This window comes from Melioribacter sulfuriphilus (assembly GCF_052656625.1).
In genome coordinates, this window is sequence record NZ_JBQXXK010000001.1 from 95,997 (window position 1) to 113,067 (window position 17,071).

Sequence of the window (17,071 nt, forward strand, 5' to 3'; positions counted from 1 at the left end):
TACCCCCTCCTTTTATGCGGTATTTTATTTTTTTTATTTCGATTTATTTTATAAACAGTCTTACCTGCGGACAAAGTTTAATTCCATATAGCGGCAATTCATATTTCGGAGGTGGATTCGGACTCAACTGGATTAACGGAGCACCGCACTATACATTTAGAATGTTTCCCGAATTTACGATTTCAAAAGTTGGGATCGGTTTGGATTTGAATATCAATTTTACAGCCGATGGCAAAATCCGTTCTGAAAATTTCAACGAATTTTCAGATTATCTAAGTTTAATCAGATATGTCAGATACGGGCAAAAGAACGATCCGCTTTATATTCGCCTGGGTGCACTCGATTATACCACATTAGGTCACGGCAGTATAGTTTATCTTTATAATAACAGCCCTTCTCTGGATTCAAAAAAAATCGGGCTTGCATTTGACGCTGACTTTAATGAGTATGGATTCGAGTTGGTCTACAGTAATTTCGGCAGTGGTGGATTGATCGGCGGACGTTTTTATGTTAGACCACTAAAATATACAAACCTGGCTCGTCTGTTAGTTGTCGGTTCGCTTGAAATCGGTGCTACGCTTGTTACAGATACAGATGATAATGCGGGTGTTACGTCGGGAAAGTTCATCGATTCATTTTTTGTTGCTAATCAGAAGGAGAGCAATACAACTGTAGTGGGCTTCGATGTCGGTCTTCCGATTTTGAGAACAGAAATCGCTGACCTCGATTTTTATGTTGATCATTCTAAGATTATTAACTTTGGCAGCGGTACTTCAATTGGAATGATATTTGGCTTTAAAGGTTTTTCGATAGTAAAACTCTTTGCAAGAATCGAAAAAAGATTTATCGGCAAAGAATTTATACCTTCTTACTTCAATTCTCTTTATGAAATTGAAAAGTTTGCTCTGGACTATGGCAAAAAGACTTTTAGTAGCAAGTTAAATGTTTTAAAGCAAGTTAAAGCTGGTAGCGGCTACTTCGGTGAACTATCAGGCGATTGGTTTGGCATACTTAAAATTTCTGGCAGTTTCAGTAAGACCGTTGGAGTAAACGACGGCATTTTACATTTGCAAGTTATTTTCGATTCTGAACAGTTTCCTTACACCTTTCGTGCTGGATACGACAAGTGTGGTATAGAAAAATTTACGGATCTATTTGGAACAGACGAACATTCATTTGCATTTGCCGAAGCGGGATATAAGTTTCGAAAGTATTTTCTTTTTTCACTTTTTTATAGCTGGACTTTCGAACCGGTTAGAAATAATCTAAACGAAATTATGGGTTACAAACCACAAAGGCGTATTGAACCGAGAATCTCTTTTATTTATCCGATAAGCAATTAAGATAGATTAATCGAAATTGTGCTTAATAAATTCTTTAAATTCTTCCACACTGTAAAACTTAAAGTCAGTTTCGACATTATAAAATTTCTCTCGTGAAAATTTATCCCACAAAACCAGTGCACATTTAACGCCTGCATCCCGCGCCGCTTTAACATCATTGGCAACGTCGCCTACCATAAGTACTCTTTCTTCTTTAAGATTGAATTTCGAGAGAAAGAGTCTTATACCTTCTGGATCGGGTTTATGATTTTCAACATCGTCGCCCGTTATTATTAAATCAAAGTAGTCGAGCAATCCGAGTTCTTTTAAAGTGATTTCAGAGGATTGTCTCCCTTTCCCGGTAAAAATTCCAACAGGTATCGAACGGCTCTTCAGGAATATTAAGATTTCTTCGATGCCAGGATATGCAGGAGCCTTTTCTTTATGATTTTTTTGGTAATAATTGTAATAATCATTCCTTGCATCGGTGTATCTTTCAGCAAAATACTCCTTAAGTATAACATCCTCCGTGGGACCAAAAAGGGCGACGATTTCATCATTGCTCATTCTCTTATTTAAATATTTTTCGATTACATGGTTGAATGTGTCGAAAATGAGTTCATGAGTATCTGCTAAAGTGCCGTCGATATCAAAAATAATTCCATCAAAATTTTTCATTCCAGTTTACCAGTTTGTTCAAGTTTAGATTGAATATCAGCCCATCAGTTGTGGAAATCAATATATTAGAATCATTTAATACAGACATGCTTAGAATTGGCGCGTTCCCTGAAGAAAAAATTCTTTTGATTTTTTTATTGCCGTCCCACACATAAATTATTCCATCAACAGCCAGGATATACATATTGTCGTTTAAATAGAGTGGAGGAAATGCATGGAAATTAATTTTTTGGTCTAGTTTTATTTCTTTAATTATATTGCCAGTGTTTACGGCAAATACCAGTATTTTTTCATCATTGAATGAAAAAAGATATTTGCCGTCGCTGCTGAGGCTAAGTTCTTTTCTTAGTTTATATTTATCTCTGTACCAGTTTAATTTCCCGAGAAGATAATCGATGCAAAAAAGTTGGCCGTCGTCAGCTACTGCAAAAATCGAGTTCGATGTAATAATTAATTCGGAATTGGAAAGTTCAATCCCTTTTTTGTATTTCCATCGCCATATAAAAAGTCCAGTACGGGCGTCAATGCAGTATAAAAATCCGTCGTCGGATGTGTAGAAAATTTTATTGTCGTGAATGATGAGATTGTCGTTGATAGCGTCATCCGATATATCGTTAACCCAGTATTCTTGTAAAGTTTCTAGATCATAGCAATAAACTTTACCTTCATTGGTACCGAAGACAAGTGCTTTCTTCGATTTGGTAACTTTGGGAATCATTAATTCCTTATTGCCCTCATAGTCTATTGGCAATAGGGAGGTGGTTATATATTCGTTGAAGCCGATTGACTGAAATTGTTCGCCAGTTAAGCTAACAGATTGCAGGTCGCCTTGGAAAGTAACTGCATTGATCGTTCGATCTGCCATTGTAATTGAGCCGTGGATATCTCCGTTAAGATCGTAATCCCAAAGGATATCACCGTTAGTATCCCGGCAAGTTAGAATGCCAGAAGCATCGGCAATAAATAATTTATTGTTGTAGTAAATGGGACGGCTGTACAAATCATTTTCAAGATATGCTTTAAATACTATTGTCGAATCTGGAAGTGAGTTCGTGTCGATTTCAATCTTTTCTTTTGTTAATTCTATTGTCTTATCTATAACTTCAAGCAACTTTCCGTATTGAATGATTATCGAATCCTTCGTAATCTGAATTTCAGGCAATTCCCACTTATTTGATTTTACTGATTTAAAATTTTCTAAGTTGAGTACCGGATAGCCGTAAATGTTATTTAATTCAGTGCGAGAGGAATTTCCGCAAACAATAAGTTTGAGATTTTTTGAAGAGATTATCTTTAGCATCTCTTTCCAGTTATCGGCCAGGTTGTTAACCGGTTCTGGCAGAAAAAGGTAGATTTCTTCCGACAATGAAATCGTATCGAGTGTTTCGCTCAACCAGTTAAAAAATTCCCCCGAAATATGACGATAATTTTTGAACGGTATTAGAGGAGAAGTACCCAACAGAAAAAATTTATCTAACTTTAAATCAAACCTGTCGTTGAATATTTCCGGCATCGTCAGTATTGAGTTAATTTTTGAAAGGTTTCTGGCCGAAGGAAGGAAAAGTAGGTCTTTGTTAATCTTATCTGAAAATGTCTTTATTTTAGTTACAGATTGATAATCATCGATTAAATTTCCGATTAAAATTATCAGGTCTGCATTGCTTTTATAGTTAATGTAATTTGTTAACGAATCGAGTTCCGCACTACTATAATTTGAGACATCTGGAGATGAAAGGACTGCAATACTCAAACTTTGTGCAAGAAGAGTATGAAAGTTGAAAAGAATGAAAATGAGAAATAATCGTTTCATATAAATTGTCCTTAGCATACAGGTACAAATTTAATAAAAAATTGATTGGCAAGTTGGAGTTGTGGAAAAATGAGTAAATTGTAAATAGGGTCACTTATTTATATATTTCGCAACGGATTATATATTTTTAGGCATGCAAAACATACGCAATTTCTGTATCATAGCTCATATAGATCATGGAAAATCGACAATAGCCGACGGATTGCTCGAATTCACGCATACAATTTCTGAAAGGGAAGCAAAAGAACAATTACTCGACAGTCTCGATCTGGAGCGTGAAAGAGGGATTACCATTAAATCCCACGCCATTCAGATGAATTACAATGCTGACGATGGCAATACTTATATCCTGAATCTAATTGACACTCCAGGGCACGTCGATTTTTCTTATGAAGTTTCGCGTTCGCTGGCTGCCTGCGAAGGTGCTTTACTTGTTGTCGATGCAGCACAGGGTGTCGAAGCTCAAACAATCTCAAATTTATATATGGCAATCGATGCAGGTCTGGAAATAATTCCCGTGATTAATAAGATCGATTTGCCCAGCGCGATGATTGACCAGGTAAAAAAACAAATAATTGATTTAATTGGATGCAAAGAAGACGAAATTATCTTGGCTAGTGCTAAAACACGCGTGGGTATCAAAGAGATACTTGAGGCTATTGTGGCAAGAGTGCCGGCCCCCCAGGGAAATCCTGATGCTCCATTACAAGCTCTGATATTTGACTCAATATTTGATTCGTATCGTGGAGCTATAGCGTATATAAGAGTAGTCAACGGCATAATAAATGAAAAAGATGAAATAAAGTTTTTTGCCAGTGGGAAAAAGTATCTGGCTGAGGAAATTGGAATCCTCCACTTAAATCGCATCAGGACGGGCAAATTAGAAGCGGGTAATGTGGGATATTTGATTGCCAATGTTAAAGAACTTGAAGATACCAAAGTAGGCGACACTGTTACGCATGTACGCAACGGTGCCGAAAAGCCGCTACCCGGTTATAAAGAAATTAAACCGATGGTTTACAGTGGTTTGTATCCTACCAATTCAGATGATTATGAAGATTTGAGGGACGCCCTCGTAAAATACAAACTCAATGATTCTTCACTAACTTTCACACCAGAAACCTCTGCTGCGCTGGGATTTGGTTTCCGATGCGGTTTCCTCGGTATGCTTCATATGGAAATTGTTCAGGAAAGATTGGAAAGAGAATTCGGTCAGTCGATTGTTACAACTTTACCTAACGTTGAATACTGGGTATACAAAAAGAATGGTGAAAAAGTAATTGTAGACAATCCCGCCGATATGCCCCCGCAGGGTGAAATTGATCGAGTTGAAGAACCGTACGTTAGAGCACAAATTGTAACTCCCAGCGAATACATCGGGAACTTAATGCAACTTGCTATTGAAAAAAGAGGTGTTTACATAAATACTACTTATATTGATCCAACAAGAGCAGACATGGCATTTGAATTTCCTCTGTCGGAAATCATATTTGACTTCTATGATAAATTAAAATCGATTTCGCGAGGCTATGCTTCTTTCGACTACGAATTTATTGGCTACAGAGAATCTGACCTGGTAAAACTAGATATACTACTGAACGGAGAAAAAGTCGATGCACTATCAATCATTGTGCACGAAAAAAAAGCTTATACGTGGGGTCAGAAAGTATGTACCAAATTGAAGGAATTGATACCACGTCATATGTTTGAAATTGCCGTTCAGGCCGCTATTGGTAATAAAGTAATTTCCAGAACCAATATAAAAGCACTCAGAAAAAATGTACTGGCTAAATGTTACGGGGGCGACATAACAAGAAAAAGGAAACTACTTGAAAAACAAAAGGAAGGTAAAAAGAGAATGAAACAGGTCGGGAATGTGGAAATTCCTCAGGAAGCCTTTCTGGCAGTTTTGCAAATTGAAGACTAATACTAACTGGGAAAAATATGGAACACAAAAACAAAAAATCCGAAATACCGGTCAAAACTACATTCCAAAAAATTTATGATCAATTTAAGAATCTTTTTTATGCTGCAATTGCTGCTCTATTTATTAAGACATTCTTTATAGAAACATCGAGGGTACCAACAGGTTCGATGGAAAAGACAATACTTATTGGTGACTTCCTCTTTGTCAATAAATTTATTTACGGAGCAACTTCTCCTCGTACAATTCCATTTACAAACATTGTATTGCCATATTTTGAATTGCCAGCTATAAAAGATCCCGAAAGGTACGATATAGTTGTATTCGAATATCCAGGCGACAGGGACGAGTTGCGTCCGAGTGTAATTAGCAACTACGTAAAAAGATGCATCGGTTTACCGGGCGATACAATTGAAATCATTGATAAGGTTGTGTTCATAAATGGAGAAGAAGCCTGGATTCCGCCATATATTCAATATGCAAACCCTTATGTAACACCGAAAGGAGTGGCTAACCCGAGAATATTTCCAAAGGGAGCTAATTTTAACGAAGACAATTATGGTCCAGTCGTAGTTCCCAAAAAAGGAGATGTTATAAAATTATCGACACAAAACATAGAACAGTGGCGAACAATAATTGACAGAGAATTTGGAAGAAGAGTTGTCACAGTGGCGGGTGATAAAATTTTGATTGATGGGAAAGAAGTTACCGAATACACAATTAAGAAAGATTATTATTTTATGCTCGGAGATAATCGCGATGACAGCGCAGATAGCCGCTTCTGGGGTTTTGTGCCGCGCGACAAAGTTATTGGCCAAGCCTTTATGATTTATTGGTCGTGGGATCCTTCAATACCTTTTTCCGATTTCTTTAAATTGCTGGGCTCTGTTCGACTTAATCGAATTGCTAAATTAGTCCACTGATTTATAATGAAATTTATTATTATATCTTGCTTTTTGCTAATCACCACTGAATATTTATCTGCCCAGTCGAAGTATTTTGTTTTTTTTAAAGACAAAGAAGATATCAGCAGTCTTCAAAAAATTGACGAAGGTAAGATCCGCTCGTTACTGAGTCCGTCGACAATCGAAAGACGGAAAAAAATTTTTGGTGAAAACAATCTACTCCGTTATGAAGACTTGCCTCTAAATTCAAGTTATGTTGATAAACTCAAAAAATTGGGAGCTGAAATTGTACATCAGCTCAAGTGGTTCAATGCGGTTTCATGTTATATAGAAGAGGGTAAACTCGACGAAATTAAATCTCTTCCTTTTGTCGATTCAGTCAGTGAAGTAAAAAAATATAATTACGTATACCCCGAAAATTATAATAAATTGTTTAGTAACTCGATTAGAAAATCGATTTTTAAAGAAAACTACGGTTACTCATTAAAACAAAATCTTCTTTCAGATATTCCATACATCCACGATCATGGTATAACTGGTAAAAGTGTTATTATAGGTTTATTAGATACTGGATTTCGTTACAGGGATAATCCTGCCTTGAAATTTGTGAATGTAATTGGTGAAAAAGATTTCATTCAAAATGACAATATTACTGAGAACGAGCCGTTAAAAGGAGACCTCGCAAATCAGGACAGGCACGGTACGGCGGTCTTATCTATTATTGCCGGTTATGATCCCGGTAATATAATTGGACCTGCCTACGAAGCTTCTTATTTATTGGCAAAAACAGAAAATGTTTCGTCTGAAACACATCTGGAAGAAGACAATTATGCTGCTGGAGTCGAATGGCTCGAAGCCAATGGTGCTTTTATTATAAGCAGTTCACTCGGATATAATATTTTCGATAAACCCGAATCTTCCTATCTTTTTGAAGATATGAATGGTAGAACGACAATAGTTGCGCGTGCACTAAATAAAGCTTTTGAATTTGGTGTGGCAACTTTTACCTCGGCGGGGAATGAAGGTACAACAAGTTGGGGCGCAGAATTCGGCGATAATCGGTACGGGAAAATTATAAGTCCTGCCGATGCCTTTAATGTAATTGCTGTCGGCGCTGTAGATGATAGCAACAGAGTTACGAGTTTCAGTAGCCGTGGACCGACGGCCGATGGACGAATTAAACCTGAACTTGTGGCACTGGGTTCAGCCGTAAGTTATGCCACGTCCGATGGCTATTATTCCGGCAACGGCACTTCTTTTTCGACTCCTATAACAGCGGGCATTGCTGCTTTGTTAAAATCATTTTATCCGCATCTTACTAATGACCAAATACGACACATTATGCTCGAGGCAGGCGATAACTCTTCCTCTCCAAATAACGAAAGAGGGTGGGGCTTAATATCCTCTTTGCGAGCAATCAATTTCCCGAATCTGAACAAAATTGGGAGTTTATATATTCTCAATAAAACTTTTTTTGATACTATGAGTAATGAGATTACTGTTCCTCAAATATATATATCGACCGACAATGTGAATTTTTCTGTATATCCACTTGTTGAAAAGGAAAAAAATATTTATCAATTCGAACTTCCTGTTTTATCAGATGGAGAAGTAATGTCGTTTTATTATACATACGAAATAGACGGAAAAGAAATACGGGTCCCATCGTCAGGATACTATAAAATTCAGTACGGTTTGCTTAACGTTGGTTATAATTTGAATGTCGTAGAAAAAAGAATCCCTTCTGAACCCACAATACTTCAGAACTATCCTAATCCTTTCAATGCAGAAACAAATATTGAAATTGCTCTTTCCGAAACGAGCAATATTGAACTGAGTGTATATAATTTATTGGGACAAAAGGTCTATACGCTTTATGAGGGAGCTTTAAACGAAGGCTGGCATAAGTTCAAATGGAACGGATCAAGTAATAATAATCAATATGTTTCGAACGGTATATATTTTTGCAGGTTTTTGATTAATGGGAAGCAAAAAGTTATTAAAATCATGTTGATGAGGTAATATGCCGGAAATTATTAATAAGATTCAGATAGACTATCTTAAGAAACTACGTAAGAATGACGACCCTCTCATTTTTGAGATGGAGGAATTTGCCCTCAATAACAGAATTCCTATACTCGACTGGAAAGCTGCTGAATTATTGGAGCAATTAATACTGATTTCGCGCCCCAAAAGAGTTCTCGAAATTGGTATGGCAATCGGTTATTCAACCATACGGATTGCAAAAGAACTCAGAAAAAAGGGGGTGATCGATACTATCGAGAAAAGTAAAGATAACATAGTACTAGCAGCTGAGTTCATTGAACGCTCAGGTCTATCAGATAAGATTCAAATTATAGAGGGCGACGCTTTGTCGATAATGCCTTCGCTTCAAAAAAAATATAATTTTATTTTTCTCGATGCCGACAAAGAAGACTACGAAAAACTTTTTTATTACTCGTTAATGCTTCTTAAAAAAGGGGGAATATTATTCATCGACAATTTGCTGTGGCATGGTTATCCTGCTGCCAATCGTGTACCTCTTTCTTATAATAAGTCAACCAGTATAATTCGTCAATTCAATCAACTTTTTTTAGAGCATCCGGCACTCAGTTCTTCTATCCTTCCCGTAGGCGACGGTATCGGTATAGGAGTTAAATTAAAATGAAAGATTCAAAATTAGAAGCGGAAAAAATTTGTAATTACATCGAAGATCTATCTAAAGGTAAACTTCATTTTAAAGAAGATATCTATAGACTGGCTGAATTATCGATAAAGTCGGATAAATTGGAATTGCTCGAACAGCTTTCGTTTCATGCCAAATTTTCGAGGGGTATTATCAGCATTATTCAGAGAAAAGACGAACATCTGGAGAACGAATATTTACAGACAATTGAGAAAGAATATCTTGACACTATTATCAAAATCAGGGAATTACTGGTAAGCATTTTGTCTAATGCTACCGATTTTCTTCGCACAATTTTTGAGGAAAAATATCTACAGCTTACTTACGAATCGATGAATAATTTGAAATTTCTATGTGAGGATTTGAGTTTTCTAAAGCTCTATTTTAACGACATGAAATACGGCAAGTAAAGAAGGGTTGAAGACGAGCTACCAACCCTTCACAAAATGTTATTTCTGACGTGAGGTGTTTTTACTGAGGGTTTCTGCATATTTTTCTGCTACTTCTTGCACCGACTTGCTTGATATCAAATTATAAATTCTATTTCTTAATTCTTCCCATTCGTCGTGCAGAGGGCATGGATTTTCTTCGGAGCATTCTTTTAAGCCCGTAACGCATTTAAGGTTAATAACTGGTCCTTCGACTCTTTCTACGATTTCCAGAATAGAACTTTTCTTTGCCAATTCGGTAATTCTAAAGCCGCCACCTCTGCCTTTAAACGAATCGACATAGCCATATTTTGCCATTCTCTGAAGGATTTTTGCCAAATAATGTGAAGGAATATCTTCGCTTTTAGCAATCTCAGACGACATTACTAATCTGTCTTTCGATTGGCGCGCTAAAAATAAAATTGCTCTAATTGCATATTCTCCAGTTTTGGTGTAAATCATACTTCAGTCCTCTCTAAGATTATTAAAAAGAGATTTATATCTTAATTAAAATTAGTTATTTAGTCCATATTTGTCAATATTTTCGGATATGATATATAAAATTTATTTGTAAATTTTTTCAAGTCTTTCTGTAAGTTCTATCGGGCGTTTGCCGTCGTTTTGTGGGGGAAAATGACTCTCGAGGTCAGATTTAAACTGCTCGTAATTAAGAGCTGGCAAGCTAAAAATAATTTCAGGTTTAGATGTGAAAATGTTGTCTTCTATGACAGCTTCGTATTTTGATAATAAATGGTGGACGGAACTTGAATGCTTATAATTGTATTTTAGAGAAGTCCTCAAAAAAAGATTTAATTCTTTAATTTCTGAGTTTCTGAGCAATTCATAAGCTCCGTTATAATAAGCTTTTCCGAGTAGACCTACGCCCAATTTAACACCCCCGAAATAGCGGGTTACAATCACAATTATGTTTGTTAAATCAAAGTGATTTATGGCATTTAATATTCTGATGCCGGCAGTGCCACTCGGCTCGCCGTCGTCAGAATATCTAAAATTCCCGTCGGCAATTTTGAAAGCATAACAATTATGCGTGGCATCGTAATATTTTTTCCTTATGCGTTCCAGAATTTCTTCTGCAGCATCAATCGTCTCGGCAGGAAAACCCTGCGACAGAAAGAGCGAACCTTTTTCCCTGAATTTATATTGACTCTCTTTTTTCAACGTTTTTATTGTTGTCATTGGTATAAGTAGAAAAATGGATTGATTTTAGTCTGTTTATTATATAAAATAAGAGATTGAACTTGAGCAAATTTATTGAAATGGAAGAACATAATAAAATTATAATAAAAGGAGCGCGGGAACATAATCTGAAGAATATCGATCTGGAAATTCCGCGTGATACTCTTACGGTTATTACAGGTTTATCCGGCTCGGGTAAATCTACGCTTGCATTCGATACTATTTATGCAGAAGGACAGCGGCGTTACATTGAATCGTTATCGACATACGCACGCCAATTTTTGACTCTACTGGAAAAACCAGATGTCGATTTAATCGAAGGATTAAGTCCTTCTATTTCTATCGAACAAAAAACTACGGCAAGCAATCCACGCTCAACTGTTGGTACTATTACCGAAATTTATGACTATCTCAGATTACTCTATGCACGGATTGGAAAAGTTTACTGTTATAATTGCGGTAGACCTGTTGAAAAACAATCGTCCGACCAGATTATTGATATTATACTGAATGAATTTGCTGAGAAAAAAATTCAAATACTTGCGCCGGTCATTCACGGCAGGAAAGGGCACTATCGAGAATTGTTTAATGAAATCCTCAGGGATGGTTTTTTGAGGGTACGTGTTGACGGGGTCGTACACGAATTAATTGATAATTTTAAAGTGGATAGATATAAAACACACGACATCGAAATAGTTATCGATCGATTGAAGGTTAATCAGGCTTCCAAATATCGGATTCGTCAATCGGTTGAAGTAGCTCTAAATTACGGTAATGGAAGTGTAATTATTAACGATGGGGAAAATGACCATTGGTACAGTAGAGATTTTGCATGTGCACATTGTGGTATCGGATTTCAAGAACTTGCACCAAATTCATTTTCTTTTAACTCCCCTTACGGATCGTGCACAGAATGTGATGGCCTTGGAGAAAAAAAAGAGCTCGATATTTATTTGATTATACCCGACTGGGACAAATCTATTAACCAGGAAGGAATTGCACCTCTGGGGAAACCCCGATCAATTTGGTTTTTTAAACAACTTGAAAGTGTTGCGAAACAATTTGGTTTTGACTTCGATACTCCCCTTAAAAATTTGGATAAAACACAACTCGATGTTTTATTAAACGGTACACAGGAAAAAATTCCTTTTACTTATACATACGCCGGCGATAAAGAAGTTACTTATATGCATAAGTTTGGTGGGGTTTTGAATTATATTAAACATTACTATGAAAGCACATCGTCAAATAAAGTTCGTCAATGGGCAGAAGCTTATATGAGTACTCATACGTGTTCTGCCTGCAACGGTGGACGACTTAAGAAGGAAGCATTGTCTGTTAAGGTTGGCGATTTGAATATTGCCGAAGTTTCAAATCTATCGATCGATAATGCCCTAAAATATTTCAATAACCTCAAGCTTACCGAAAGAGAAGAATTGATTGCAAAACAAATTCTGAGGGAAATAAAATCGAGATTACAATTTTTAATGAACGTAGGTCTGAGCTATTTGACTTTAGGACGTTCTGCCAGGACTCTCTCCGGCGGAGAATCGCAAAGAATACGACTTGCAACACAAATCGGCTCGCAACTTTCGGGTGTACTTTATGTACTTGACGAACCGAGTATTGGATTGCACCAATCAGACAATGTGAGACTTATCGAATCATTAAAGAATTTGCGCGACCTTGGCAATACCGTCATCGTTGTTGAACATGATAAACAAACAATTGAAAACTCTGATTACATTGTTGACCTCGGCCCCAAGGCCGGAGAACACGGAGGTAAAATATGCGTTACTGGGAAAACGAAAGAATTAATGGAAATTGACGATCGATTTAATTCGCTAACGCTTGAATACATAAAAAATAAAAAGAAGATTGATATACCCTTAGAGAGAAGAAAAGGTACTGGTAAATTTCTGGAATTGATAGGGGCATCTGGAAATAATTTAAAGAACGTAAATCTCAAAATTCCTCTTGGTACATTAACTCTTATAACAGGGGTTAGTGGATCTGGCAAATCAACATTGATTAACGAGACTCTGGTTCCCGTACTCTATAAGAAAATTTATAATTCTAAAGTTGTTCCACTGCCTTATAAAGACATAAGAGGACTCGAATATATTGATAAAATAATCGAGATTGACCAGATGCCAATCGGCAGGACTCCTAGATCAAATCCAGCTACTTACACGGGTATTTTCACGCATATCAGAGATCTATTTGCGCAGCTACCTGAATCGAAAGTGCGTGGTTATAATGCTGGGCGTTTTAGTTTCAATGTCAAAGGAGGTAGATGCGAAGAATGTGGTGGCGATGGAGTTAAAAAAATCGAAATGAATTTTTTGCCGGATGTTTATGTGGTTTGCGAAGCTTGCAATGGAAGAAGATACAACAGAGAGACCCTCGAAATTCTATACAAGACAAAATCAATATCTGATGTTCTGGAGATGACAGTTGAGGAAGCTCTGAATTTTTTTGAAGATCTACCCGTACTTCAAAGAAAAATTAAAGCTCTCTATGACGTCGGATTGGGTTACATTCGATTGGGTCAGCAGGCTACTACTTTGTCGGGTGGTGAAGCACAGCGTATTAAATTAGCTGCAGAATTGAGTAAAGTGGCAACTGGCAAAACATTATATGTGCTCGATGAACCAACAACTGGTCTCCATTTTGAAGATGTAAGAATTTTATTAAATGTATTGAATCAACTTGTCGATAAGGGGAATACGGTAATTGTAATTGAGCACAATCTGGATGTAATAAAAGTGGCAGATTATATTATCGATCTTGGACCTGGAGGAGGTGATGCCGGCGGAAATATTATAGCCGCCGGTACGCCCGAAGAAATTGCAAATGTTGAAGAAAGCATTACGGGAAAATTTCTGAAAAAAGAATTAACTTATAATTTAAATTTTACTTAATAAATCAGCCATCTCGATGGCAGATAGTGCTGCATCCCAACCTTTATTACCAGCTTTAACACCTGCTCTTTCAAGAGCTTGTTCCATTGAATCTGCTGTAATAATACCGAATATTACAGGTAATTCGGTGTTTAATGAAACATTGGCAATCCCTTTTGCAACTTCAGAGGCAACATACTCAAAATGTGGTGTACCTCCTCTAATTACTGCGCCCAAACAAATTATAGCATCATATTTTTTTGTTTGAGCCAATTTCTGTGCGGTTAAAGGAATTTCGAATGATCCGGGTACCCAGAATACCTGAATGTTCGATTCAGCGGCTTTATGGCGTATTAAACAATCGAGTGCTCCGTTTAATAATTGTTTGGAAACCATTTCATTGAAACGTGAGACCACAATTGCAAACTTTTTGCCTTCTGCATTTAGTAGGCCTTCTGTAATTTTAACCATGTTTCCTCCTTATTATAAATTTTTTATCATGTGTCCCAATTTTTCGGCTTTTGTTTTAAGATATCTTTTATTTACTTCGTTAGCAGGAATTTCTATCGGCACACGTTCTACAATTTCGAGGTCGTAGCCTTTTAGTCCAATAATTTTTTTCGGATTATTGGTGAGTAATCTGATTTTTGAAATACCGAGATCTTTCAAGATTTGAGCACCCATTCCATAATCTCTCAGGTCTGCCTTAAAGCCGAGTTCCTCGTTGGCTTCTACAGTATCTTTTCCTTTTTCTTGTAGAGAATAAGCCAGTAATTTATTTACCAGTCCTATTCCTCTTCCTTCTTGTTTCATATATAATAGTACTCCTCGACCTTCTTTTTCAATCATTTCGAGCGCTGTGACCAGTTGATCTCCGCAGTCGCATCTTAAAGAACCAAAGACATCGCCTGTTAAGCATTCTGAGTGGACCCTAACTAAGACGGGATTCCCATCGGATATATTTCCTTTAACAAGTGCTAATGCGTTTTCATGAGGTTCTATTGTACTTTCATATAAGTGCAATTTAAAATCGCCGTATTTGGATGGAAGGTCGACTACTACGATTTTATTAATTAAATTTTCGCGTTTTCGGCGGTATTCAATTAAGTCGGCAATTGAGATAATTGATAAATTATGATTATTAGCAAATTCAGTTAATCTGTCCCCACGACACATTGTACCGTCGCTATCCAGTATTTCGCATAATACGCCTGCGGGGTAACAACCAGCAAGGCGAGCCAGATCAACAGCGGCTTCAGTATGACCGGCTCTTTTCAAAACGCCCCCACGTTTAGCAATAAGTGGGAAAACATGTCCAGGACGCATGAAATCATCAGCTCTAGCATTATTATCTGCTATTGCTTTAATTGTTTTTGCGCGATCAAAAGCTGATGTACCGGTTGTTGTGCCGTATTTGTAATCGATTGAAATGGTAAAAGGGGTTTGATGGGGAGATGTGTTATATTTAACCATTAAGTCGAGTCCAAGTTGATCTGCTCTTTCAGGAGTAATTGCTACGCACAGAATACCCCTCGCTTCGCGTGTAATAAAATTTACTGCTTCTGGTGTCACAAATTCAGCAGCCATTATAATATCGCCTTCATTTTCGCGATCGGCATCATCAACTACAATAATCATCTCGCCTTTTTTGAATTTTTCGATCGCATGCTCAATTGTGTCTAACTTATTTTCGTTTGACATTTTTTAGTAACCCATCTTTTTTAATTTATCTATAGTAATATTTGAATCTTCATTTGAATTAAGTAATCTTTCTACATATTTGGCAATCAAATCAACTTCAATGTTTACCAGGTCGCCTGTTTTTTTAAATTTCAGTGTTGTATGTTCCCACGTGTATGGAATTACAGAAATTACTAAGTATTCATCGTATAATTGGGCAATAGTTAAACTAATGCCATTAATTGCTACTGACCCTTCTTTAATAAAATATTTTTTCAATTCATATGGATACGAAATTTCTAATAAATAATTTTCTCCTTTTGGTATTATGCTTCTTATTTTACCTCTATGATTAACATGTCCCTGCACAAGATGTCCACCTATTCTTTCGTTGTATCTAATTGCGCGTTCTAAATTTACATAATCACCCGATTTAATTTTTCCAAGTGTAGTTTTAAATAAAGTTTCACCTACAGCTTCGACTGTAAAAATTTTATTATCTATCGAAGTTACAGTTAAACACACACCATCAACGGCGACAGAATCGCCCAATTTTAAATCTTCAAAAATCAGGTTACATTTTGTTGAAAACTTAATTCCGTTTTCAATTTTCTCGATTTTTTCTATACAACCTATTTCTTCAATGATACCGCTAAACATTTTTCAAACTTTCAAAATATTTTTTATTTAACTCTTTTGACTCGTCATCTAAAATGCCTACTATTACTTCTATGCCGGCCTGGCGTAGTTTCTCAATTCCTTTGCCATTTACCAGCGGATTAGGATCTATTGAAGAGATAACAACTTTTTTAATTTTGTTTTTAATTATCAGCGGTACGCAAGGAGGAGTTTTTTTGTTTGTATGGCAACACGGTTCAAGATTACAATAAAGTGTTGCTCCCTCGAGATTTTCTTTTGCATTATTTATAGCATTGGCTTCTGCATGTGGTCCGCCAAAATATTCATGATAACCTTCGGATAATATTTTATTATCCTTGACGATTACACAACCAACCATCGGATTAGGCTCTACTTTTCCTTCGCCTTTGAGTGCTAGTTCAAAGCATCGTAAAATATAATCTTTGTCTCTATTTGCATCCATAGAAATATTAAAATTGATATCTCAAAAATAACTTTATTTCGTGAGTAAAAAAATTATTGCTCTATTAATTGTTGGGATAGAAATATGATTGACTTGGATTAGTATTATGAGATTAAAATTTATATGTAAAATTAAGAGGGGATAATATGATATTCTCGTCCTTTGCCAGTTTTGAAGAACTTTTCTCTTTTCATGGCGTCGGACTTTTGTGAAAAGGATTCATAGTAAGTCAATTCAAAAGGACGACGATTGCGAGTGTATTTTACAAGGCCACGTTGATGTTCAGAGAATCGACGAGCAATATCATTGGTGAGTCCAATATACCTTTTATTGTCTTTTAGACTTCTTAAGACGTAAACGTAAAACATAACAATGTTATGCTTAAAATGGAGAGGCGGCGGTCGGATTCGCCCGCCTAAGGCGGGTTGCAGACCTT

16 protein-coding genes are annotated in these 17,071 nt (G+C 36.5%); 7 read left to right on the plus strand and 9 right to left on the minus strand.

Features of this window, described 5'->3' with window-relative positions; genetic code table 11:
* The first annotated feature begins 14 nt into the window (after positions 1-14).
* A complete protein-coding gene (locus ACUN8G_RS00385; RefSeq protein ID WP_437346657.1) occupies positions 15-1,343 on the plus strand; it encodes a hypothetical protein in 1,329 nt (442 codons plus the stop codon).
* A gap of 6 nt (positions 1,344-1,349) precedes the next feature.
* On the opposite strand, the gene ACUN8G_RS00390 is transcribed toward ACUN8G_RS00385, so the two are convergent.
* Both ACUN8G_RS00390 and ACUN8G_RS00395 read right to left on the minus strand, forming a co-directional pair.
* Positions 1,350-2,000: an HAD family hydrolase gene (locus ACUN8G_RS00390; protein WP_437346658.1), complete on the minus strand. Its 651-nt coding sequence runs from the start codon at positions 1,998-2,000 to the stop codon at positions 1,350-1,352.
* On the minus strand, positions 1,987-3,810 hold the full coding sequence (locus ACUN8G_RS00395; protein ID WP_437346659.1) for an outer membrane protein assembly factor BamB family protein: 1,824 nt from the start codon (positions 3,808-3,810) through the stop codon (positions 1,987-1,989). Before ACUN8G_RS00395 ends, ACUN8G_RS00390 begins: the two co-directional genes overlap by 14 nt.
* A 133-nt stretch (positions 3,811-3,943) precedes the next feature.
* Here ACUN8G_RS00395 and lepA point away from each other — a divergent pair, with 133 nt between their 5' ends.
* Genes lepA through ACUN8G_RS00420 form a run of 5 tightly spaced genes read left to right on the plus strand, consistent with a single transcriptional unit; the run spans position 3,944 to position 9,735 of the window.
* Positions 3,944-5,737, plus strand: a complete 1,794-nt coding sequence (lepA, locus tag ACUN8G_RS00400; RefSeq protein ID WP_437346660.1) for a translation elongation factor 4 — start codon at positions 3,944-3,946, stop codon at positions 5,735-5,737.
* A 17-nt stretch (positions 5,738-5,754) separates the two neighbouring features.
* Positions 5,755-6,657, plus strand: coding sequence for a signal peptidase I (gene lepB, locus ACUN8G_RS00405; protein ID WP_437346661.1), 903 nt, complete (start codon positions 5,755-5,757; stop codon positions 6,655-6,657).
* Between the two features lie 6 nt (positions 6,658-6,663).
* Positions 6,664-8,661: a S8 family serine peptidase gene (locus tag ACUN8G_RS00410; protein WP_437346662.1), complete on the plus strand. Its 1,998-nt coding sequence runs from the start codon at positions 6,664-6,666 to the stop codon at positions 8,659-8,661.
* Position 8,662: 1 nt separating this feature from the next.
* On the plus strand, positions 8,663-9,307 hold the full coding sequence (locus ACUN8G_RS00415) for an O-methyltransferase (RefSeq protein ID WP_437346663.1): 645 nt from the start codon (positions 8,663-8,665) through the stop codon (positions 9,305-9,307).
* Complete coding sequence (locus ACUN8G_RS00420; RefSeq protein WP_437346664.1) at positions 9,304-9,735, plus strand: hypothetical protein; 432 nt, start codon at positions 9,304-9,306, stop codon at positions 9,733-9,735. The genes ACUN8G_RS00415 and ACUN8G_RS00420 overlap by 4 nt, the downstream gene beginning before the upstream one ends.
* A 39-nt stretch (positions 9,736-9,774) precedes the next feature.
* Here the strand turns inward: ACUN8G_RS00420 and ACUN8G_RS00425 are convergent, their stop codons facing one another.
* Together ACUN8G_RS00425 and ACUN8G_RS00430 are read right to left on the minus strand one after the other, a co-directional pair.
* Positions 9,775-10,215 carry an RrF2 family transcriptional regulator gene (locus tag ACUN8G_RS00425; RefSeq protein ID WP_437346665.1) on the minus strand — a complete coding sequence of 147 codons (441 nt, stop codon included), beginning with the start codon at positions 10,213-10,215 and terminating at the stop codon, positions 9,775-9,777.
* 102 nt (positions 10,216-10,317) lie between these two features.
* A complete protein-coding gene (locus ACUN8G_RS00430; protein WP_437346666.1) occupies positions 10,318-10,950 on the minus strand; it encodes an IMPACT family protein in 633 nt (210 codons plus the stop codon).
* A gap of 80 nt (positions 10,951-11,030) precedes the next feature.
* Between ACUN8G_RS00430 and uvrA the strand changes: the two genes are divergently transcribed.
* Positions 11,031-13,874, plus strand: a complete 2,844-nt coding sequence (gene uvrA, locus ACUN8G_RS00435; RefSeq protein WP_437346676.1) for an excinuclease ABC subunit UvrA — start codon at positions 11,031-11,033, stop codon at positions 13,872-13,874.
* On the opposite strand, the gene ribH is transcribed toward uvrA, so the two are convergent.
* The 5 genes from ribH to ACUN8G_RS00460 all read right to left on the minus strand — a co-directional run.
* Positions 13,860-14,324, minus strand: a complete 465-nt coding sequence (gene ribH, locus ACUN8G_RS00440) for a 6,7-dimethyl-8-ribityllumazine synthase (RefSeq protein WP_437346667.1) — start codon at positions 14,322-14,324, stop codon at positions 13,860-13,862. The two genes, uvrA and ribH, sit on opposite strands and share 15 nt — an antisense overlap.
* 12 nt (positions 14,325-14,336) lie before the next feature.
* Positions 14,337-15,554 carry a bifunctional 3,4-dihydroxy-2-butanone-4-phosphate synthase/GTP cyclohydrolase II gene (locus ACUN8G_RS00445; RefSeq protein WP_437346668.1) on the minus strand — a complete coding sequence of 406 codons (1,218 nt, stop codon included), beginning with the start codon at positions 15,552-15,554 and terminating at the stop codon, positions 14,337-14,339.
* 3 nt (positions 15,555-15,557) lie between these two features.
* Positions 15,558-16,193: a riboflavin synthase gene (locus ACUN8G_RS00450; protein ID WP_437346669.1), complete on the minus strand. Its 636-nt coding sequence runs from the start codon at positions 16,191-16,193 to the stop codon at positions 15,558-15,560.
* Entirely contained in the window at positions 16,186-16,635 is a 450-nt protein-coding gene (ribD, locus tag ACUN8G_RS00455) for a bifunctional diaminohydroxyphosphoribosylaminopyrimidine deaminase/5-amino-6-(5-phosphoribosylamino)uracil reductase RibD (RefSeq protein ID WP_437346670.1), read from the minus strand. The genes ACUN8G_RS00450 and ribD overlap by 8 nt, the downstream gene beginning before the upstream one ends.
* A 131-nt stretch (positions 16,636-16,766) precedes the next feature.
* A partial coding sequence (locus ACUN8G_RS00460) for a GIY-YIG nuclease family protein (protein WP_445480883.1) occupies positions 16,767-17,071 on the minus strand: 305 nt, incomplete at its 5' end.